We start from the raw sequence: 21,837 nt of genomic DNA, 5'->3' as shown, positions 1-21,837 counted from the left end.
GCTCCTGGTACATAAATAATTTTCTTTGATTTTTGAAATTAACAAAGATGAAAAAGTTCTTAATACCCATCATGCTACTCGTTGTGTCAGCAGCATGCAATAAAGAGGTAGAATTCCCGGATTATAAATACCAGACGGTGTATTTCGCCTATCAGTACCCCGTGCGAACCATCACTTTCGGGGAAGATATATTCAGCACCGAACTGGACAACCAGGGCAAATGTAAAATCATGGCAACAACCGGAGGTGTTTACTACAGCAAAAAGGATCTGCATATCGGGATCGCGGTAGATAACTCCCTGCTGGGAAACGGCTTGCTGTTTGGCGCCGGCAAAGATGAGATCTTAGCGATGCCCGCTAACTACTATTCGCTGGCGGCAAATGAGATTGTTATCCCGGAAGGCGGCCTCACAGGTGGAGTGGAAGTACAGCTCACAGACGCTTTCTTCAATGATCCAAAGTCGATCCGGAATACCTATGTGATCCCGCTGCGCATCAATAATAAATCGGGCGCTGACTCTATCCTCAGCGGGAAAGACTTCATCCTCTACGCCATCAAATATGTGAACACCTGGCATGGCAACTACCTGCGCAGGGGAAAAGATGTGGTGTCCGGAAGTGTAAACCAAACAATTGTAAGGCACAAAGAATATGTTGAATCGGATGAGGTGAATAAATTGAACACGAAGTCCAGAAAGGAACTTGAGTTTCCGGTAGTGTATAAAGACAAAGACGGCAATAATATTTATTGCACACTGCTGCTCACTTTCGACGACAACGGTAAATGCACCATTTCGTCTGCCACCAGCGGTTTCACAGCCACCGGGAGCGGGCAGTTTGTAAAAAGAGGAGAAAAGAACAGCTGGGGCAGCAAAGACCGTGATGCACTGTATCTCAATTACCAGGTGACCTTATCGGGTATGCAGGTATCTACATCAGATACGTTGGTATTAAGGGACCGGTCCGTAACCATGGAAACTTTTACACCGGTGAGCAAATAATTTTCTGCCTACAATTAAAGTAATTTATATGCATCAACATCATAAAATAGCAGTTGGCTTTATGGCATTCATGGCCATTACTTCCTGCAGTAAATATAAAGCGCTTGATTTTAACGTGGACAAGCCTGAAAGTATTGCGCTTCAGGAAGACATAGACGCTTACCCCGCCCTGAAAAGCTATATTAACCGTGTGGCGCAACCCGGGTTTAAATTGGGTGTGGCGCTGGGTTTACAGGAATATCTTGACAAAGGCGTGATGTACCGGTTAGCCAACAGGAATTTCGACGAGGTGGTTATAGGCTACGATATGAAACATGGCGCCGTAGTACAGGCCGATGGCAGTTTAAACCTGGTAAAAGTAAAATCATTGCTTCAATCTGCCGGCGAAGCGGGAATGCAGGTATATGGTCATACCCTCATGTGGCATGCCAACCAGAATGCCAGCTACCTGAATGGATTGCTTAGTCCTTTGCTGGTAACATCCCCCGCTTATCAGAATGACTTAAATCTTGCAGCCCTGAAGGATAAAACCTTCACCGGCTGGTCCCTGGCCAATCCGGGGGCGGGCATTTCAATAGCGGAAGGTGAAGGCATGGGAACCGGGAACAAAGCCATTAAGCTGGTGTCAAAAGGCGGCTCGTCGTCAGCTGCCGATCTGCAGCTCGTTACCCCGCAGGTTGGCGTGAACAAATCGCATAAGTATGAAGTAGTGATGTATATAAAGTCGGATGCAGCGGGTGAAGGAAGGGTTTCTTTTGAAGGGTTAAATAACAATACGCCATCGATCGACTGGACCAAATCAGGTACGCCTTCCCCGACTTTTACAACCGGGATTTCGTGGAAAGAGATCCGCTTTACCATTGATGATTTTTCCGCCGATAATATTAAACTGCATTTTGACCTGGGCTATAAAGCCGGTGTAACTTATTATATTGACGTCAACAATTTGTACATCTACGATACGCAAGGCGCACCCGTAGTAAACAACCTGGTGGCCAACGGCGATTTTGAATCCGGAGGTGGCTGGGGAGGCTGGGGCGGCAGCTCCACCCGCGGCGTAACTGCTGACGGCATGGGTGTTGGTAACAAAGGCAAGGCTTTTTATGTGACCAATCCCACAAAAGGCGCCAATTACTGGGACGTGCAAACCAGCTATGATTTTGCAGCGCCGCTTGCTAACGGAGAAACTTACGAATTGAGCTTTTGGGTAAAAGGAACCGCCGATGGCGTAATCCGCCCGGAACTGCAAAGCGCCAACTATTCATCCAATGGGTACGGACAGGTGGCGGTTACTACCGCATGGAAGCAGGTAACTGTCGCCACCACGGCTACCGCGGCCGACCGGACACGATTGATCTTTAGCTATGGTGAATTTGCCGGTACCATTTACATTGATGATGTAGTACTGAAAAATTCCAAAGCAACCGGTGGATCAACTACCGTCGTGGAAAAAACAGCCACAGAGAAAAAGGCTATCCTGACCGCTGCACTCGATAAATGGATGGATGGCATGGTCGGGGCCGGAAAAACAGCAGTGAAGGCCTGGGATGTTGTGAATGAACCCATGGATGACGGTAATCCATATGAACTAAAAACGGGTATTGGCAGGCCGGTCATAGCGGCTGATGAGTTTTTCTGGCAGGACTACCTGGGTAAAGACTATGCAGTAACTGCATTTAAAATGGCCCGCCAATACGGCAATCCGAGCGACATTCATTTTATCAATGACTACAATCTTGAGTATAGCCTGGATAAATGCCGTGGCCTGATTGCGTATGTCAATTACATTGAAAGCAAAGGCGGAAAAGTAGATGGTATTGGTACGCAGATGCATATCACCACTACTACCAGTAAGGAAAACATTGCCGAAATGTTTAAGCTGCTGGCCGCTACGGGCAAGTTGATAAAAGTTTCTGAACTGGATCTTGGTGTGGGGGTAAAAACAACCGAAGCTACTGCCGAACATTACAAAGCACAGGCAGAGATGTATAAGTATGTCATTGATAAATATTTTGAACTCATTCCTGCGAAGCAACGTTACGGTATTACGATCTGGAGTCCTTTGGACAGCAGGGCGGGTTCCTTCTGGCGTCCGGGTGAACCCATCGGACTTTGGACCGAAGGATTTGTGCGGAAGCTCTCGTATGCTGCAGTGGCAAAGGCGCTTGAAGCTAATGCGAAATAACAGGAAGCCCTATTTTTGTTTTTGATAAGTATCCCCGGCAATAGAAGCCGGGGATTTTTTTTGAGGAAGGGTTATTCGCTGCTGTTCTCTTTTTTAACCTGCGCTATAAATTCAGAGGGCAGCATATTGTATTTATTCTTGAATGATTTAGCGAAATAGTTAGGCGTGGAAAATCCCACCTGGTAAGCGATTTCCGCAATGGTCATGTCGCTTTTTTGCATGAGGGTCATCGCTTTTTCCAGCCGGTAGGAACGGATGTATTCAACAGGTGTTTGCCCGGTGAGCTCCAGTAATTTATTATACAGGGAGCTACGGCTCATGCCAACCTCTTTACTGAGGCTTTCAACAGAAAGCTGGGAATCGGTCAGCTTTTCTTCGAGATGACAAACGATCCTGTTCAGCAGTTTTTCATCTGTTGATTCTTTCTGCACTTCGGGGGCATGCACTTTTATTTGTTTGGTATAGGTGTTTTTCAGGGTATGATTGAGATGCAGCAGGTTCCGGATCTTCGCATGAAGTATCTCAAAATTAAACGGCTTAATCAGGTAATCATTGGCGCCGGTTTCCAGTCCTGAGATCTGTTGTTCTTCATTGGTAAGTGCGGTCAGTAATATCACCGGTATATGGCTGGTTCTTTTGTCTGATTTCAGTTTTTGCAGCAGGCTGATACCATCCATTTGCGGCATGGTGATATCACTGACAATCAGATGCGGATGCAGCGCCAGTGCCTTTTGCCAGCCGTCTTTACCATTGGCTGCTTCTATTACCTTGTAGCTGTTGCGGAGGTTATCTTTAAGATAGAACCTGAAGTCTTCATTATCTTCCACCAGTAATATCGTTGACATCTCTGAGAAGCTTTGTGCGGCGGGCAATACGCGGGATGCCTCCGGTAACGCAGTATCTTCCTGCTGGGATGCTAAAGCTGTAGCCAGGGGAGGGGTTTCCTGCTCGGCTATTTTTAACGGAAGTTGTATGGAGAAGGTAGCGCCTTGTCCGGATTCACTTTCCACTTCAATATCTCCCCCGTGCATTTTTACAAATTCCTTTGTAATGGATAACCCGATACCTGTGCCCTGGTTAAGTATAGCGGAACTGGTATTGGTTTGGAAGAAGTGGTCGAATACTTTTTCTCTCTTATCTTTCGGAATACCAATACCCGTATCTTTCACTGTAATGAGCACCCATTGTAAGCCGGGAGTAGCGGGCTTTTCCGGCAACTGCAGTTCCACCATCACCGCATCTTCTTCCTGGGTGAATTTAAATGCGTTTGAAAGCAGGTTAAAAAGAATACGTTCCATTTTATCATGGTCGAAGAAAACGTACAGGGAGGAGGTTCTGCTGCTAAAGGTGAAACGGATGTTTTTCCGTTCGGCAAAGTCACTGAAAGAGTCCGTTACCTCTTTTATAAAGGATACCAATTCTCCTTTTGCCAGCTGCAGTTTTAGCTCATGTTCCTCCATTTTCCGGAAATCCAGCAGTTGATTAACCAGATTGAGCAACCGCCTGGAATTGCGCTTGATCATATTCAGTTTTTCCAGCCTGTTCCCTGTTTGTTCACTGGCAATTAATTGCTCCACCGGCCCAAGGATTAAGGAAATGGGTGTCCTGAAGTCATGACTGAGGTTGGTAAGGAATTTAATTTTCATCCGGTCCAACTCACGGACACGTTTTGTTTCCTGTTTTTCCTGCTCGGCCAGGAACTTCTTTCTTATCCTGGCTATTCCGCGGTACCGGCTGTACAACAGCAGGGCGCAGATGGCGGAGATATAAAACAGGTAGGCATAAATGGTTCGCCAGAAAGGCGGCCTTACATAGATCTTTATCGTGGTGTCCTTCGTATTCCATACCCCATCGTTATTGCTTGCTTTCACGTGAAAGGTATATTCTCCCGGGTCCAGGTTGGTATAGGAGGCGGTATTGATGGTGCCTGTATAGTTCCAGTCTTTATCAAATCCTTCCAGTTTATAGGCGTAATAATTTTTCCTGGGGATGGTATAATTCAGCGCTACGAAGCTGAGGGCAAAGTTTTGTTTGTATTCAAGCCTGATTTCGCTGGTAACCGAAATGTGATCTTTGATGGGACTGTCTTCCCCCGGGATCACTGATTTGTTGGACACTTTTAAGTCTGTCAGCAGAACAACCGGCACATTCCTGTTCACCGTTAACCCGGAAGGGGTGAAGTAATTAAAGCCTTCCAATCCGCCGAACATGATATCCCCGTCAGACAGCCGTAACCCAGACGTATGTACGAAGTTATTATTTTGCGCACCGTTGTAATGGCTGTAGTTCCTGATTTTTTTTGTGGCAGCATTAAAGCTGCTGATGCCCGTGTTGGTACTTAACCAAAGGATGCCGTCTTTATCTTCCAGGATCTGGTAGATGGTGGTATTCTGCAGCCCGTCTTTTTCGTCGTAATTGATGAATCGCCCGGTGGCTTTATCGAACAGGCTCAGCCCCCCGCCATAGGTGCCTACCCATATATTTCCGCGGCTGTCGCGCAATATCACCTGCACTTTATCGCCTGCCAGCTGGCTGTTGCCCTGGGTATAGATATCCCATTTGTTGTTGGCGGGATGATAGACGCCGATTCCCCCGCCGTGTGAACCAATCCAGATGTTGCCTTCTGCATCTTCTTCAATGGTCCTGATGTATCCATTAAACGGGAGCTTTTTTTCTTCAGGCATGCCTGGCCTGGGATGCGGACTAAATCTGGCAACAACTTTTTCATTTCTTAATATATTCACACCCTCACCGTTGGTACCCACCCAAACGTCGCCCTTACTATCTTCCTTTATACAAAAAACATCATTGGCGTTCAGGTTGTCCGGGCCGGTTCCTTTTACCAGGCGTTTATAATTGCCGGCGCCGCTGGAAATCAGCAGACCATGGGCGTAAGTGCCAATAAACAGCTTTTTGTCCTGCGTGTAGTGAAGCGCCATGATGGACACATTATTGTTTGCCGGAAGCGGGATGTTGACTGGCTGGGCTTTCCCGGTATTACGATTGAACTCGAACAAACCTCCGCCGTCGGTGCCGATCAGGATATTTTCCGCACTCTTTTCTGCAAAAGCACTTACTATCGACGACTTGCGGTCGGATGTATGAAAGATAGTGCCGGGCTTGAAATTGAAGAGGTTCAGGTTTTTATCGTATTTATTCACGCCGCCGCGAAAGGTGCCTATCCAGTAAATTCCCTGCCGGTCGATATAGGTGCATCTGATCGACTGGCTGGTAAGGCTATAGATATTTCCATTGTCCGGAAGATATTGATCAACGGCTTGTGTCCTGGTATTGAGCACCATGAGTCCTTCCTGTGTACTGATCCACAACTGGTCATCGTCGTCGGGCTCAATATTGTTCACCTGCACATTGCTGATGGGCGCATTCCCGGTGGATGCCCGGTAGGGGGTAAATCCGGAGCAGTCTGGTTGCAACATGCATAGGCCGGCTAAGGTACCCACCCAGATCTGGCCGTTTTTGTCGGCTGCAATGGCCTGTATATCATTATCCGGCGCGCTGGATTTCGCTGCTGTGTTGAATACCAGCTTTAAGGCGCCTGTTGACGGGGAATAGCAGTAAAGACCAATGGTAGTGCCTATCCAGATTTGTTGTTTTTTGTCGACCAAAACACAGCCCAGCGTTTTCGTTGCTTCCTGGCTGTCTTTTCCCGTTTCGAGTTTGATCCTGGAAATATGGCGGGTAACAGGATCAAGCTGAAAGAGGTTCTCATACTGCGCTATCCAAACCTTTCCTGAAGTATCGCTGCAAATGTCCATGATAACAGCGTTGGAGGGCAGTTCAGGCGTATTGGCGTTTACCGGGAAGTGAATAAAAGCATCCTTTTTGCGGTCATACAGGCTGAGCCCGCCGCCACTGGTGCCTACCCAGAGGTTGCCGTTTTTGTCTTCATGAAGTACCAATACCTCGTTTGCCCTGAGGCTGGAAGAATCGCCGGGATTGTGCCGGTACGCGGTAAAATTAGTACCGTCAAATTTATTCAGGCCATCATCCGTGGCAAACCACATCAGGCCGTAGTGGTCTTTGATGATGTAGTTCACCGCATTGGACACCAATCCGTCTTTTGCGGCCAGTGAGGTGAAGTTTATTTTCTTTGTTTGCGCCCAACCTATCTGAACCAGGAACAGTAAGCAACAGAGGAACGGGAATTTATATTTAAACATATCAGGCAGTCGTTAAAAAACAAGATGTTGGTTGAACTTTCGTACATGGAACTTTGCCGGGACTATTTCATCACCCAATTTAAGTATTGTAAAGCAATCTTAAAAGTGTTACCGGTGTTTATCTGCGCCGCGCCGGTCCCCTGGTAGTTTCTTGCGCTTAAAATGATTGTCTTTAAGACAATTGTGCTATCAATTTCAACAAATGAGCTATCAACAGAAACATAGTCCGGGTATTTTTGTTTTATCGCTGGTCACCATTTGCCGCGCTTAAACGTAAATGACTAAATGTCTAGTGTGGACAAAACGGCAGCGGGTGATAGTATAATTTTTTGAAGATGCTTATAGATCTAACCGCGAAAGGTTTGAAAAGATTCCTCGTTATGGCCCTCTTGTTTACAGGTACCGCTCTTCAGGCGCAGCAGTCTGATAATGGAGACGGTACCTTTACAAATCCGATTATCTGGGCTGATTTTCCGGACAATGATGTGATCCGTGTGGGAGATACCTATTACATGGTAACTACTACCATGTATTTTTTCCCGGGTGTTCCTGTGCTGAAGTCGAAAGACCTGGTGAACTGGGAGTATGCTTCCAATGCGGTGGAGCGGTTTAAACAACATCCCTTCTACGATCTAAACGGCGGTAACCGGTATGGGAAGGGCCAGTGGGCCAGCAGTATCCGTTATCACAATGGAAAATTTCACATCCTCTTTCTTACGCTGAATGAAGGCGGCTTTTTATGCACAGCCCCTAAAGCCGAAGGTCCCTGGGAGATACGAAAGCTGGCAAGACCTTATTACGATGCAGGCCTTTTTTTCGATGACGACGGGCGCACCTATATCGCGCATGGTTATAACAAAATATCAGTCACAGAAGTAGATTCCAGCCTGGCCCCAATTAGCAGGGACAGTGTGGTGTTTGACAAGGTGCAGAGACCCGGGCTGGAGGGATCGCATGTTTACAAGATAAACGGGTACTACTATATCTATGCTACTTATGGTGGTGGGGATGGTTATCAATGTTGTCTCCGGTCAAAAAATATTTTTGGTCCCTATGAAGAGAAGATTGTGTTAAAGGACGATATGAACCTTCATGGCAGGGGTGTTCACCAGGGGGCATTGATTGAAACGCAGAAAGGGGAATGGTGGAGTGTGATTTTCCAGGACAGGGGAGGCGTAGGAAGAGTGCCCACGCTGCAGCCGGTTCAGTGGGTAGATGGCTGGCCCATGGTAGGAAAAGATGGCCGGGCAGTGGTTACCTATGCCAAGCCCAATACAGGTACTCTTTCACCCGTACGGATGCTGCCTACCAGCGATGAATTTAATACAGATAAGCCAGCCATTCAGTGGGCCTGGAACCATAATCCAAACGACAGCGCCTGGTCGCTCACCGCGCGAAAAGGTTATCTGCGGCTGATTACCAGCGGTATTGCAACCAACCTTCCGCAGGCGCGGAATTCCCTGGCCCAACGGATCTTTGGTCCCTTCTCCGATGCCACCACGGAGTTGGATGTGAGCCACATGCAGGTGGGAGATGTGGCAGGTCTTGCGGTATTACAAATCCCTCATGCACTCATTGGTGTAAAGGCAGCAGCAGGTGCAAAGTTTATTGTAATGGAAAATGCGGGGAAAACCATCGATAGTATTGCTTTAGGGAAAAGGAATGTTATCTTTTTCAAAGCGTCGGTCAATACGGTTAAAGACCAGGCTCATTTTTCTTATAGTTTTGATAACAAGGTGTTTGTTCCCATTGGCGATACGTTGAACATGAAGTTTGACCTGAAGATGTTTACGGGCAACAGGTTTACATTGTTTAACTATGCCACCGGGCGGCCTGGCGGGTATGTGGATTTTAACTGGTTCCGGATGGATACCCGCCAGGGGCCGCCCAATCTTTTTAAAGCGGCTTCGTTTGTTCAGGCGGAAATGTATGATGAAATACACCTGGGGCATGCCACCGCCAGCAAGGATTTGAGCCATCCCGGTGATCAGGATATCTCCAATTTAACCGATGGTTCCTGGATCAGGTTTAACCAGGTGGATTTTGAGAAGGGCTACCAGCAGCTCCTGCTGCGGGTTTCTCCCGGACAGGGGCATGTTACCGTGTATGTTGACAAAGATTCCCTGAACCCTTATGCGTCCATCACGCTGCCTTCCACTACGGCTAAGGAATATAGCACCATCTCTATACCAGTTAAAAAACTGACGGGGAAACACCGGCTGACTTTTAAGTTTACGGGAGATGCGGGATCGCCGGTGAGTCTTAACTGGTTTTCTTTCACCAACGCCACGCCCGGAAAGAAGGGCAACGCCGCCAGCGTTGTTCCCGGGTTATAACTGCTTATGTTGAATTTATTTTATTCACTTAAATCAAAGAAAATGTATTGTACACCGGGAAAAACATCGTTTAAGTACCTGTTGTCCGTGATAGTTATTTTTTACATGGTTGCCTGTAGTCCGCCACGTGCCGGACGTGCGATCACTGAAGGAACAACCGGAAAATATGCTTCCCAGCCACTGGTGTCTCATATCTATACTGCCGATCCATCGGCCCATTATTTTGATGGTAAAATATTTATCTATCCATCTCATGATACTGCAACAAGCACTACAGAGAATGATAATGGTGATCATTTCAGGATGGCCGACTATCGTATCCTTTCCATGGATTCCATTGGAGGAAAGGTAACAGACCATGGTGTTGCCTTGAAGGTAGAAGAGGTATCGTGGGCTTCGCAGCAACTATGGGCGCCGGATGCAGCGTTTTCTCAGGGAACTTACTACCTGTATTTCCCCGCAAAGGATAAGCAGGGTTTATTTAAAATAGGGGTGGCTACTTCCCCGAAGCCGGAAGGTCCATTTACGGCAGAAAAGGAGCCGCTTAAAGGAACCTATAGCATTGATCCGACTGTATTCCGGGATGATGATGGCTCGTTTTATTTATACTTTGGAGGTATCTGGGGAGGGCAGTTGCAGAACTGGAACAACAACCGGTACGATTCTTCCGCAAAGCTGCGTAATAAAGATGAGACAGCGATTCTTCCGCGTGTGGCCAGGCTTTCGCCGGGAATGAAAAGCCTGGAAGGGGAGCCCGCAGAAATAAAAATAACAGACAGCAATGGTAACCTGTTCCTGGAAAAGGACAATGATAAACGTTTTTTTGAAGCCGCCTGGATGCATAAGTATAATGGGAAGTATTATCTCTCTTACTCAACAGGGGATACGCATAATATCGTGTATGCGATCGGGGATAATCCGTACGGACCGTTTAAATACCAGGGGGTGATACTGAAACCTGTTGATGGCTGGACCAATCATCACTCCATTATTCAGATTGGCGATAAATGGTATTTGTTTTACCACGATACGCAGCTGTCCGGTAAAACCCATTTGAGAAACGTGAAGGTAACTGAGATAAAGTATAATAGTGACGGCACTATCCAGCCTTTGAGTGCATTTAAATAAAATTGGAATAACCACTTCATGAACAATTTTCGTATGAAATATACCAGCTTTGCTGCTATTACTTTGATCGTTATTTCGGTGAGCTTTTGTTGCTTCGCCTACCGTCCACAACCCGCTGCTGCTCCCGGAACGGGCGGGTTGAAGGATTACTACAAAAATTATTTTCCTATAGGCGTGGCTGTTTCCGCCCGTGCCCTGCGAACAGATGAAGCGGGATTACTTATCAGCCAGTTTAATAGTCTCACGCCCGAAAATGCCATGAAGATGAGCGTTATCCATCCCCGTGAGCAATGGTATAACTGGAAAGACGCCGACTCCATAGCGGCATTTGCCCGTAGAAACGGCATGAAGTTGCGGGGGCATACATTAGTCTGGCACCGGCAGGCGCCGGAGTGGATCTTTAAGGATGCCAGCGGACAGCAGGTGTCTAAAGAAGTATTGCTGCAGCGGTTAAAAGATCACATTACAACAGTAGTGAAAAGGTACAAAGGCGTGGTGTATGCCTGGGATGTTGCCAACGAAGTGATAAGTGATCAGCGGGATGAAATGTACCGGAATTCGCCCTGGTACCAGATCTGCGGTGAGGAATTTATTGAGAAGGCATTTCAGTGGGCCCATGAAGCCGATCCGGAGGCGTTGTTGTTTTACAATGATTATAATGAAATTAACCCCGTAAAGCGGAAAAAAATAATGCAACTGCTGACTGGCCTGATCGCCAAAGGCGTGCCGGTGCATGGTATTGGCCTGCAGGGCCACTGGGCCATCAATGAGCCCTCCAAAGAGCAGTTGGAAAAGACTTTTGAGGATTTTCTCACCCTGAACCTGAAACTACAGGTCACTGAACTCGACATCTCTGTTTACGCAAAGGAGCACGAAATGCGGGAAAGGCAACCGGGCGACAGCGCCTTTGCTTTTACTGCTGCCAGGGAACAGCGGCAGATCGAACAATTCCGTATGTGTTTTGATGTTTTCCGGAAGTATAGTAATGCTTTAACCGGTGTGACGTTCTGGAATATATCTGACAGATACAGCTGGCTTGATAACTTCCCTGTACGTGGCCGGAAAGACTATCCCCTTTTATTCGACAAGGATTTGCAGCCAAAGAAGGCGTTTTGGTCTGTTGTCAGGTTCTGACAACGTAGTTTCCTTTGGGTTCCGGGAATATACCAGCAGTCGGTTATTTAGCCCGCCTGCGCCGTAGCCGTGCACTCGTCCCACCAGGCCGATAGCACGGCTACGGTGTCTTAGTACAGAAAAGCCTTACAGTTGATGTATTGAATACAGAATTAGCTTTACATTTTGGAGATTCTTTCAGCGAGCACTTTACAGTAGCAGAGCAATCTCATCCAGGATTCGCCGGGGAGATGTATTTTTGAGGTAGCCTTGGTTAAGGAACCAGGAAGTAAAAGGATGACGTGGAATGCTTACCTGGCCTAATATGCGGTGGTATAAAGCCATAGCCGGCACGCGGCTCTCAAATCAAAAAAATGTAAATTCGCATTGTTTTATATACACCGTTTTATGAAGCAATCTATATTACCTGCCGGTCATCCTACTGCCGGTTCACAAAATACGCTGGAGCAGGTGGCTGTTATGCTGTATAACCCGGACGTGGCAAATATTAATGGCAAAATTGAATTGCGGCAAAACTTATTCAGTTTCCTGCTGGAAGGCCAGAAGAGCGTTCAATACGCCGGATCACAGGTAACCATAAACCCGGATCAGTTCTTACTGCTTTCATCCGGCAATTGCCTCATGAGCGAGAAAATTGCAGCGCCTGGTGGTCGTTACAGGAGTATCCTGCTTTTTGCGGATAATAAAGTGCTGGCAGATTTCTTCCTCCGTCATCCCCAGACCCCGGCGCAAAGAAAACAGGAAGCACCTTTCCTGGTGTTTGAGAAAGATGCATTCCTGATAAACTTCATTGAGTCGCTGGGTTTTATTTTAGCTTCCGGTGTGCCTCCGTCCGCGGAATTGAGGAAAGTGAAACTGGAAGAATTGCTGCTGTATTTAAGTGAACACTATCCCGAGAAAATCCAGGGGCTCCGCAATTTCAACGATGAAACTGACAACGATTTGCTGATCCGCCAGGCTATCACGGCGAACATGTATAATACGGTGACCGTTGAAGAGCTGGCCTTTCTATGTCACATGAGCCTGTCCACCTTTAAGCGTCGCTTTGCCAGAATTTATGGTACTTCGCCCAATAAATGGCTGCTTGAAAAGAGAATGCAGAAAGCGGCTCAATTGCTTAAACAAGGCGAATGCAAAGTAAGCGAGATATATTTTGAACTTGGTTACGAGAACCTGTCGAGCTTCATTCAATCATTTAAACAAGTACACGGAATAACCCCCAAGCAATTCCAGCTGTCAAATTGAACGTTTAGCAACACTTTTTGAACGTTGCACTATCTGTTGCCAGCCCTCTTCCGGGCTACCTTTGAATAAAATTCATAAAGTTATGGCAACACTAGTAACAGCTACGGCACCCGGCGGCGGCGCCCTGACGCAGGCATTCACCCTGAAGAGCAACGAGCTTGGCGGTCAGTTAACCGGCAAACAGTATTTCAATGGCATGGGATTCTCCGGCGAAAACCAATCACCGCAGCTTTATTGGGAGAACGCCCCGAAAGAAACGCAGGGTTTCGCAGTAACCATGCATGACCTGGACGCTCCAACCGGCAGTGGCTTCTGGCATTGGGTAGTTTTCGATATCCCGGCCGATGTGCACGAACTCCTGCCGGATGCGGGAAATCCGGCAAAGGATTTACTTCCGGAAGGCGCCGTGCAAAGCAATACGGATATGGGAACTCCCGGCTACGCAGGGGCTGCGCCTCCTGATGGCCCTGCACATCGTTATGTGATCACGGTTTATGCCCTGGGCAAAAAACTGGAACTGGATAAAAGCGCTACCCCGGCGTTAGTAGGTTTCAATATACACTTCACTACCCTCGCTAAAGCCTCGCTGCTGGTATACGGACAAAAACAGTAAGCCGCATTGAGGTAAAGAGAAACATCAGGAAAATGGACAAAAAGTATTTTATAACGCTGGCAGACTACAACGTCTGGGCAGATAATATTGCTATGGGATGGCTCAATCAAATCGATGAGGAGCAATGGAACCTGCCTGTCATCAGCAGTTTCAGCAGCATTCAACAAACTGCCATTCATATTGCCAGTGCTGAAAAAATCTGGGTGGACTTCTGGAGAAAGGTTCCTGATCCGGTTTATTTATCAGCCGGGTTTAAAGGCACGAAGAATGATTTAATAGAAATTTGGAGAAAGGCATCCGCCGGCCTGAGAAATTTCATAGAAGAATATCCGGAAGAAAATTATCTGCAAAAAATTTCTTTTATAAAACCGAATGGCGAAGAAGACCAGATGGAGTTTGTGCAAACATTCCCTCACATCATTAACCATTCTACGTTTCACCGGGGACAGTTAGTAACCATGCTGCGCCAGGCCGGCTTCACAAAGCTGTCTTCAACCGACTTGTTTACCTTCTATCGTTTACACTGCTGACATAGGGTTGTCACACGGCCGGAATAGCTTTGTACTAAACAAAACGAAGTACAATATGAATTTATCTTCCATCCGTATTATTACTGCCGATATTAAACGCCTGGTGCAGTTTTATGAGAGCATCACCGGAGTGCCGTTTAAATGGTATACTGATGATTTTGCCGAACTGCGAACGCCTCTCGGGGCTCTGGCTATAGGAAGTACCCGCACGTTAGCTCTTTTTGGAGGAAATGAGGTGGCTACAGCTTCGAGTAACAGGTCGGTTATCATTGAGTTTGGTGTTGACGATGTTGATGACAAATACCAGCAGTTGGCCAGTTTGCTAGGCGAACAGGTGGTGCAGCAACCAACCACAATGCCGTGGGGGAACCGCTCACTGTTATTCAGGGATCCGGATGGCAACCTGATTAACTTCTTTACCCCGGTGACGCAGGAGGCAAAGAAAAGAAACGAAACAACAGTGTAGGGAAAGCCTTTGAACTGATGGTGATTTTCCTGGTTTTATTAAAAGGTGAAAGCTGCTCCCTGAGCGGCTTTCACCTTTTAAATTGGCACATTCAAACGATACTCACGGAAAACCGGGTCTAAAAATAGATAATTCCCAGTTCGCCGTCTGTTTCAAGAATGGTGGCATTACCTGCCTGGTGACTTCTGAGTATTTTAACGGGTGGATTTGTTTCCCCGTAGATGCCTGTCAGTTGCGCATATTTTTCGCCACCCTGTTCTATTATTGAAACGGAGTTTCCATACTCGTCACTGTAATCATCTCCATATACCATTTTCATGGTATAGGCAGTAGGGAAAAGATCGCCAGCGTGCAGGGTTTGCAGCTGGAGCTGGCGGCCTGGAATAATTGCTGTAATCAACAACGAGTTATAATTATAAGGTGTTGCCTTTATTTTATTCAAAAAGGTTTCCCGGCTGATATTATTCCTGAGATAACTGTCACTTGCCGGTAGAAAGATAGTGTAGGGCCGGTCGGTATGTGCTATATACAGCAGTACGGAATCGTAGATCCTTTTATGGACGTCGGCATAATTACCGCCAGCGAGCACGGGATAACCCCGTACGAGCGTATCCATATAAGAGAACGCAGGATCCAGGTGCAGCCAATCCTTTACGGTATTGACTGCATAGCTGGCCTGCCTGATAGGGAAAGGGACAGGAAAAGTATCTGAAGCGCCATCATAAGTATGCCATGATAAAGGTCCGGTATCTGCATTTGCAGGTAGTTTAACAAGAAAGGTATCACTGCCTCTCTTTGAAACGATTTTTAATGCTGCGTTTCCGATATAGAAGAAATTATCACTATCCTGCCTGCTGAAATTCTCCGTGTATAAAGCAACGGTATCTCCTGCAAACGCATAGCTGGGCCAGTAGCTTTTTATTAACGGGGTGGGGTTTACCGCTATTTCAGGACCATCTGCACTTTTAAATTGCTGATTATGGCTGATCGTTACCCGGATCCGGCCATTCAGCACTTTGGCCGGAATTATAATGGCGATGCTGTCTGCAGACCGGTTCAGTATAGCGCCGGGGCGCCCACCGATAAATACTTCCGTAAGCAGGCCATCCTGTATAAGCAGGTGGCCGTATATCGTTAGCCGGTCTCCGGTTTGTGCAAACGTTCTGCTGACTTTATTGATCACCGGTGTTTGTATAGCCAGGTCATCTGCCGAAGGCTGATCTTTCTTACAAGCAATCAGCAAAAACATTAGCACAATCCCGGGTATATGTTTAAGTAAAAAAGTTGTTTTCATTATTACGGTTGTAAGGTCAGAAATTGGTGATCGTAGAAAGGTTGATGGTTTTATTTACATTGCCATCTACCGGTTGGCGGTAGCCGCGGAGGATGACTGTATAGCATCTGCCTGCTTCCAGTGGTACCGATTTGCGGACCAGTGTTCTTTCTTCACCTGTAACATCATCCCTGTACATGATCCGGATGGCGGGCTTGGGACCGGGGGAAACGGTGGCATAGTTGCTCACACTACGGAAGGCAATGTTTTTGATCGCATCAACCGCGGTGGTATCAATCTTCATATATACTGCGCCCATATCAGGCGTCAGATGTACCAGCCTTATTTTTGCATGGTCAGGATCTGGCTGTACGTCGTCATGGGTATAGCGTATTTCATAAAACCCCAGGCTATCCAGCAGGTAAAGCGTATAATGTTGATGGTTTTCAAATTTCAGCAGGGTTTCCGAAATTTTATGCGCGTTGTCCGGCAGATTGGTGGTATCAGTAAACCCAATTTTGAAAACGCCGGTATCTGTGTAAGTGTATTTGGAAAAATTGAACGCGCCCACCAATCCATTGCCGTTATCATTATAGCTACGGGGGCCATAAGGTGTATTATTCACCAGCACCATACTATTGGCGCCATAGAAATCCGGTACACCATTGTATACCATCAGGTACGCAAGGGTGGGAGAAGCTGGTAATTCACTATCCTTCTTACAGGATATCAGTAACCACCCTGTTGCCAGGACCAGGAGAAGATATTTTTTTATCATTGTTTTTTGACTTTAAATGTGTGGTTATTATTTTCCAATGACTATTTTTACAATTCTCACATCTGCTCCACAGCACACATTGTCATAACCTACATACAGATCGCCGAATTGATCAAATACGATCCTGTTTGGCCTGGCGAGTATACAATTATTGCCGGGATGTGGATCCTGCATAAAAGCCCGCTGGGACTTATACTCCGGCGGAATAGGATTTTGCATGGGACCGCCTGCAATCACCGCGATCGTCTCCGCCCTGAGGTCCATTTTGTAAATAGTGGTGAACCCAAAAACAATATTCCCATCGAAATCGGTATCATAGGTAGTGATCGTATAAGGCAAACCTACTTCTTTGAAGGTGCCGGTCTCGTAATCACTGCGTTGTCCCTCCGGTAAGCCTACAATGGTGGAGGCCTCCCGGGTATCCAGGTTTATTTCTACAATGTTAGTGCCCCATCCGGCGCCATTACTGAGAACATAGAGTTTGCCATTGCCTGCCATTACCATGTTAGTAGCGTTATAGAAGCGTGCTTCATCACCAAATCCATCACTATGTTCCATGAGATTGGTGTACAATACAGGATGGTAGGTAACGCCATCTGCGTCTTCAAAATCAAATACTTCCCTGCTAATTTTACCCATTATCGTTTTAATAGAGCCATCGGGTTTAAGCACCCGGAGCAATGTTTCCATATCCAGAAAATAGAGATTTCCATTTTTATCAAAAGTAAGCCCGTTGGGAGAAGTGATCATCGCTGAATCTGCAGGACCATCCTCCAATCCACGGTAGTTCATTACTGTATTCGAGTAATAAGCATCTATACTGCGTTTGTTATTACCGGCAAGGATGGTTACTTTACCGGTGGCGGGGTCTAAACTCTGGATCAGCGAGTAATCGGCTGGTTTTTCGTCAGGCGTTGCAGGCGCTACTGTAAACAGGTTCTTAAAATATAATTTGCCGTCGGGCCCAGGTTTCATATCAACGGTATTGGCTGCACTGGGGCTAAAATCAGTTATTCCCAGTTTGAGTTTACTACCAGTGATGGCAAAATAATCATCGCCTCCCCCTGCAATGGTGGTTACCATTCCGTTTTTGATCATCCGGATGCGTAGGGAGTTATCGCTCTGCTGAAAATCGATGAAGTAAAAGGTTTGGGTATTGCGATCATAGGTCAGCTGCTTCACTACGTTCACCACTGCCTGTCTGGAAGGACCGTCTTTCAGCTCAACAGGGAAAGTGTATTCGTATGCCCCGTCACTGTTTTTCAGGCTATCGGAATACGAGAAGAGGTAAGGTATTACTGTTACCTGGTTTGGAATAAGGATGTTCGGCCGTTTTACCACAAATGGAAGGGCGGGTTTTGCAAGTCCGTTCACGGAGAAGTAAATATTACCCGGACCAATGCGGGCCGCCTTGGGAACAGTGATATTAAAGGTGTCCATAGGTACCTGCACATGTTCTCCGATTGATGTTAAAAGCGTACTGTTGCCTTTACCGTGGGTGAGTACCTGGGCTTCCACGTCCGAAACGAATATTTTGACGACTGCTGCCGGATCTCCTATTTTGGCATATACCGTAATCGTTTCATCGATCTGTGCTTCCGTAATATTGACACCAGCCTTCACTACCTTAATAATGCCGGATTCGTTGTTTTGAAGATCCAGTTTTTCCCTGAATTTATTGCAGCAGCATAAGAGGAGCGGCAGCAGGAGCAGGTATACAGTGGGTGATTTTATTTGCATATGAGTACATATCATGACAATCAGAGAATAATGTTTAAAGCGAGTGAATAGTAAGGATGCTGGTAGTATCTGCGATATATAATGTCTGCCTGGTCAAAAGGGATTACCTGCCCAGGCTCAGGTGCAATACCTTTTAATTTATCAAAGTGATAGTTGTGTTTCCAGTCCTGGTAAAGCAGTACAGGTGTATTCAGCATATTCTGTACACCGGCGCCTATGCTCCACGTTTTATTGATGCGTTGCCTCCATGTCAGGTCCAGCTGATTCCTCGACTTCATCATGATGTCGGTATCCGCCCTTTTTCCCTGGTTGGCACCTACCGCATAGATGTAGTCGGCCGCACGGTTATAGGTAATGGAAATTTTTGTACCGAGGCCGGGGTTTTCGTAGTTGAGAGCAGCATTGATCAAATAGGGCGACTGGCCCTGCATGGGCCTGGACCTGGTGCCTTCATAGCCCACATACTGTGGCATGGAAGGCACATCTACATTGCTTTTGAACCAGGATCCATTCAGAACCACCGATAAATTCCGGAAGAAATTGCCTGAAACGAAATCCAGGTTCTTTCTTAGTTCGGCTTCTATGCCATAGACGTTAGCTTTGCCGGTATTCACATATACAAACTGGTCAAAACCTTCACTAAAGATCATCCTGAAACGTTCAATAGGCCGGTCGAGTTGTTTATAAAAGAAGCCTACATTTATCAGTTCATTACTACCGGCGCCACGGGGATACCATTCCAGTCGCAGTTCGGTGTTATGAATATTTACTGTTTTCAGATCCGGGTTACCGTTGTAGGTTTCCTGGTCCACGTAGTTAACATATTGCATAGGCGCGGCTTCCCTGAACTCGGGACGGTTCAGTGTTTTGCCATAACCGATGCGGATAATCAGGGAGCTGTCTGCCTTAAAAGATGCATTCACGGAGGGCAGAATGCTGGTGAGCGGCTGATCCACAATAAGCGGATACGCAGCGAGGCCATTTTCGTAGGATCCCAGGATACGGAAGTGATTGTCTTCAATCCTCACGCCGCCAAATATATTAAGACGCTCCTGTAACAGGTTAATATCGGTACTGATATAACCTGCTTTCAACGTATTGTCTGCATAGTATTGGTTATTGGGGGTTGTTTTTTCCAACCACCGGTAACCGGTTCCATCTGTGCGGAACATGGAGGGATCAAAATAATGTTGGAGGTATTTCTCTTCAATGAGCTGACCATTTCCCATTACCTCCCCGTTGTCGCCATCATATTTTGAACCCCGGATGGCCAGGTTGGGGTCGTAGAGGTTTACACCATTTACGATAATAAAGATCCGGTTGTTGAAATTCCTCATTCTTGACTGGTAATAAGCGCCTGCTTTAAACCCCCATACATCCGTAAGCCGGTAATTCAGGTCAGTGTTTGCCTGGTAGCTTTTTTCGGTAATGTCATTGAAAGAGCGGGATAGTGTATAGAAAGAAATCAATTCAGTGCTGAGGGCCCAGGGGCTTTCTCCGGTATTGGATAGCTGCCTGTTGAATGTATAGTCGCGGTTGTCTGGCTCCTGCTTATGGATAGTGGAATAGCCTGCATTTGCTTTCAGTTCATTTCTTTTATTTTTTCCAAAAAGGTATGTTCCGGCAAATTGGCCGGAGTACAGGGTGTTTTGTACATAGTAAAGATTGGTATGGCGGAATTCCTGACCCGGGTAATCATCCAGTTTGCGGTAATCTTCTACTGCAATACGCTGATTATTCACGTTGAGAAAATTATGAAGCGCTAGTGTCAGCCGGTCACTGACCTGCATTTCATTATCCTGTATTATGGAAATCCTGGCGGCATGAATACCTTGTGTGAGCTGCCCGTCATAGAATTTATATAGCGAACGTTGTTCTGAAAGCCTTTGTTCGTGGGTGTTTGAATAAGAAACGGCGCTAAGGTTTTTCAGGTATTTCCGTCCTGTTTTCCAGGCATCGTAGTAATTGAGATTCAGCCGCAGGTCCGGTAACGCCGTGTAGGTTTTATCCAGGACATAAATATTTTTGAACTGCTTTGAGTATCCGGCATTTTCTGCAGGGGTAAGATGATTGAAATTTGCGGCTCTTGGTATCCCGGAGGGGAGTTTGCGCGTACCATCATCAAAACCCAGGAAATCATATTTACCGCCTGCATAAGACCAGACATTATCGAATGTAGAACCGGAACGGTACTGCGTAGAAAGCTGAAGATCCACCTGCCGGGTCATCTGGCTTTTCTTGGTATATATTTTTACAAGTCCGCCTGAAAACTCTCCAGGCAGATCAGGAGAAGGAGATTTATACACCATAATACGGTCAATTGCGTTACTACTGATCACATCATAGGAGAATGAACGGCTGTCAGCATCATTGGCAGGGGCAATTGCATCATTGAGATAGGTAAGGTTATATCTTTTGTTTAACCCACGAACGATAACAAAATTATCTTCTGAAATATTTACACCGGGCACTCTTTTTACCACTTCAGCCGCGTCACGGTCAAGTGTTCTGGCTATTTGCTCGCTGGAAATGCCGGACACTACTGATTTGGCATTGTATAGTTCCCGGATCAGCTGTGCATCTGTGGTATTGGCCACCCGTTTCCGTTTAATAGCAGTTACCACTACGGTGTTGGCAGTAGTGGATTTCACCTGTAGCTTTACATCCACCGTATTATTTCCCGCTTCTATCCGGATCATCTGGTGGGTAGTAGCATAGCCCGTATAGGTAACCGTCAGGGCGTATTTACCGGCTTGTATACTATTGATGTTATAAAAACCTTTATCGTCACTGATGGTGATCTTGGCGGTTCCATCCAGTCGTAGTGTTGCACCGGGCAAGGGCTGCGCATTTTCGAAGTCAACAATTCTTCCTCTTAATATACCTTCTGCTGACGCTGTTTTTTTTTGAGGAACCGGGCTGACGGCAGCAACCTTTCTCACAGCAATATTTTTTCCGGCCACGGAAAATGCAAGACCATAATGTTCTTCCAGGTATTGTAATACTTTACCGAGGTTCGTTTTGGTAAAGTGCACGTCGCGGACGGTGATGCTGTTTAATACCGCTTTGTCTACAGAGAAAGTATAGTCCGTTTGTTTTTGTATAGATTCGAGTAACGCGGATGCGCTGATGGCGGCGGATGAATACTCAACTTTAGCTGTAAGCCCGGAGAATTTTTCCTGTGCTTGCAGCGTATAAATGGTACAACACATCAGCAGGCATAAACA

Annotated in this window: 14 protein-coding genes; 9 read left to right on the top strand and 5 right to left on the bottom strand. The window is 46.5% G+C overall.

What is annotated here, in order from left to right:
* Nucleotides 1-47 precede the first annotated feature (47 nt).
* Together QFZ48_RS30070 and QFZ48_RS30065 are read left to right on the top strand one after the other, a co-directional pair.
* Nucleotides 48-1,001 carry a DUF5627 domain-containing protein gene (locus QFZ48_RS30070; RefSeq protein ID WP_429047080.1) on the top strand — a complete coding sequence of 318 codons (954 nt, stop codon included), beginning with the start codon at nucleotides 48-50 and terminating at the stop codon, nucleotides 999-1,001.
* A gap of 28 nt (nucleotides 1,002-1,029) precedes the next feature.
* Complete coding sequence (locus QFZ48_RS30065) at nucleotides 1,030-3,186, top strand: endo-1,4-beta-xylanase (protein WP_429065128.1); 2,157 nt, start codon at nucleotides 1,030-1,032, stop codon at nucleotides 3,184-3,186.
* A gap of 71 nt (nucleotides 3,187-3,257) precedes the next feature.
* On the opposite strand, the gene QFZ48_RS30060 is transcribed toward QFZ48_RS30065, so the two are convergent.
* Entirely contained in the window at nucleotides 3,258-7,367 is a 4,110-nt protein-coding gene (locus tag QFZ48_RS30060) for a hybrid sensor histidine kinase/response regulator transcription factor (RefSeq protein WP_429065126.1), read from the bottom strand.
* 335 nt (nucleotides 7,368-7,702) lie between these two features.
* Between QFZ48_RS30060 and QFZ48_RS30055 the strand changes: the two genes are divergently transcribed.
* From QFZ48_RS30055 to QFZ48_RS30025, 7 genes are all read left to right on the top strand, one after another.
* Nucleotides 7,703-9,703, top strand: a complete 2,001-nt coding sequence (locus QFZ48_RS30055) for a family 43 glycosylhydrolase (RefSeq protein WP_429065124.1) — start codon at nucleotides 7,703-7,705, stop codon at nucleotides 9,701-9,703.
* A 42-nt stretch (nucleotides 9,704-9,745) separates the two neighbouring features.
* Nucleotides 9,746-10,831: a glycoside hydrolase family 43 protein gene (locus QFZ48_RS30050; RefSeq protein ID WP_429065122.1), complete on the top strand. Its 1,086-nt coding sequence runs from the start codon at nucleotides 9,746-9,748 to the stop codon at nucleotides 10,829-10,831.
* A gap of 18 nt (nucleotides 10,832-10,849) precedes the next feature.
* On the top strand, nucleotides 10,850-11,965 hold the full coding sequence (locus tag QFZ48_RS30045) for an endo-1,4-beta-xylanase (protein WP_429065120.1): 1,116 nt from the start codon (nucleotides 10,850-10,852) through the stop codon (nucleotides 11,963-11,965).
* Between the two features lie 387 nt (nucleotides 11,966-12,352).
* Complete coding sequence (locus tag QFZ48_RS30040) at nucleotides 12,353-13,210, top strand: helix-turn-helix domain-containing protein (protein WP_429047087.1); 858 nt, start codon at nucleotides 12,353-12,355, stop codon at nucleotides 13,208-13,210.
* Nucleotides 13,211-13,292: 82 nt separating this feature from the next.
* Nucleotides 13,293-13,823: a YbhB/YbcL family Raf kinase inhibitor-like protein gene (locus QFZ48_RS30035; RefSeq protein WP_429047089.1), complete on the top strand. Its 531-nt coding sequence runs from the start codon at nucleotides 13,293-13,295 to the stop codon at nucleotides 13,821-13,823.
* Nucleotides 13,824-13,855: 32 nt separating this feature from the next.
* A complete protein-coding gene (locus QFZ48_RS30030) occupies nucleotides 13,856-14,353 on the top strand; it encodes a DinB family protein (protein ID WP_429047090.1) in 498 nt (165 codons plus the stop codon).
* A 55-nt stretch (nucleotides 14,354-14,408) separates the two neighbouring features.
* Nucleotides 14,409-14,819: a VOC family protein gene (locus QFZ48_RS30025; protein WP_429047092.1), complete on the top strand. Its 411-nt coding sequence runs from the start codon at nucleotides 14,409-14,411 to the stop codon at nucleotides 14,817-14,819.
* 118 nt (nucleotides 14,820-14,937) lie between these two features.
* Here the strand turns inward: QFZ48_RS30025 and QFZ48_RS30020 are convergent, their stop codons facing one another.
* Genes QFZ48_RS30020 through QFZ48_RS30005 form a run of 4 tightly spaced genes read right to left on the bottom strand, consistent with a single transcriptional unit; the run spans nucleotide 14,938 to nucleotide 21,822 of the window.
* Entirely contained in the window at nucleotides 14,938-16,113 is a 1,176-nt protein-coding gene (locus QFZ48_RS30020) for an IPT/TIG domain-containing protein (protein ID WP_429047094.1), read from the bottom strand.
* A gap of 16 nt (nucleotides 16,114-16,129) precedes the next feature.
* Complete coding sequence (locus QFZ48_RS30015; protein ID WP_429047095.1) at nucleotides 16,130-16,870, bottom strand: DUF4397 domain-containing protein; 741 nt, start codon at nucleotides 16,868-16,870, stop codon at nucleotides 16,130-16,132.
* 27 nt (nucleotides 16,871-16,897) lie between these two features.
* Nucleotides 16,898-18,610, bottom strand: coding sequence for a hypothetical protein (locus tag QFZ48_RS30010; RefSeq protein WP_429065118.1), 1,713 nt, complete (start codon nucleotides 18,608-18,610; stop codon nucleotides 16,898-16,900).
* A 20-nt stretch (nucleotides 18,611-18,630) separates the two neighbouring features.
* A complete protein-coding gene (locus QFZ48_RS30005; protein WP_429065117.1) occupies nucleotides 18,631-21,822 on the bottom strand; it encodes a TonB-dependent receptor domain-containing protein in 3,192 nt (1,063 codons plus the stop codon).
* Between the last annotated feature and the right edge of the window lie 15 nt (nucleotides 21,823-21,837).

This window comes from Chitinophaga sp. W2I13, assembly GCF_050434005.1.
Lineage (GTDB): Bacteria > Bacteroidota > Bacteroidia > Chitinophagales > Chitinophagaceae > Chitinophaga.
Note: the sequence above shows the minus strand (reverse complement) of the source record. Positions and strands in the feature narration are given on the sequence as shown.

Coding starts and splice junctions, on each gene's coding strand:
- QFZ48_RS30040 (WP_429047087.1), top strand. CDS start 12,353: ATGAAGCAATCTATATTACCTGCCGGTCATCCTACTGCCGGTTCACAA.
- QFZ48_RS30070 (WP_429047080.1), top strand. CDS start 48: ATGAAAAAGTTCTTAATACCCATCATGCTACTCGTTGTGTCAGCAGCA.
- QFZ48_RS30025 (WP_429047092.1), top strand. CDS start 14,409: ATGAATTTATCTTCCATCCGTATTATTACTGCCGATATTAAACGCCTG.
- QFZ48_RS30030 (WP_429047090.1), top strand. CDS start 13,856: ATGGACAAAAAGTATTTTATAACGCTGGCAGACTACAACGTCTGGGCA.
- QFZ48_RS30015 (WP_429047095.1), bottom strand. CDS start 16,870: ATGATAAAAAAATATCTTCTCCTGGTCCTGGCAACAGGGTGGTTACTG.
- QFZ48_RS30005 (WP_429065117.1), bottom strand. CDS start 21,822: ATGTGTTGTACCATTTATACGCTGCAAGCACAGGAAAAATTCTCCGGG.
- QFZ48_RS30065 (WP_429065128.1), top strand. CDS start 1,030: ATGCATCAACATCATAAAATAGCAGTTGGCTTTATGGCATTCATGGCC.
- QFZ48_RS30010 (WP_429065118.1), bottom strand. CDS start 18,610: ATGCAAATAAAATCACCCACTGTATACCTGCTCCTGCTGCCGCTCCTC.
- QFZ48_RS30020 (WP_429047094.1), bottom strand. CDS start 16,113: ATGAAAACAACTTTTTTACTTAAACATATACCCGGGATTGTGCTAATG.
- QFZ48_RS30050 (WP_429065122.1), top strand. CDS start 9,746: ATGTATTGTACACCGGGAAAAACATCGTTTAAGTACCTGTTGTCCGTG.
- QFZ48_RS30055 (WP_429065124.1), top strand. CDS start 7,703: ATGCTTATAGATCTAACCGCGAAAGGTTTGAAAAGATTCCTCGTTATG.
- QFZ48_RS30035 (WP_429047089.1), top strand. CDS start 13,293: ATGGCAACACTAGTAACAGCTACGGCACCCGGCGGCGGCGCCCTGACG.
- QFZ48_RS30060 (WP_429065126.1), bottom strand. CDS start 7,367: ATGTTTAAATATAAATTCCCGTTCCTCTGTTGCTTACTGTTCCTGGTT.
- QFZ48_RS30045 (WP_429065120.1), top strand. CDS start 10,850: ATGAACAATTTTCGTATGAAATATACCAGCTTTGCTGCTATTACTTTG.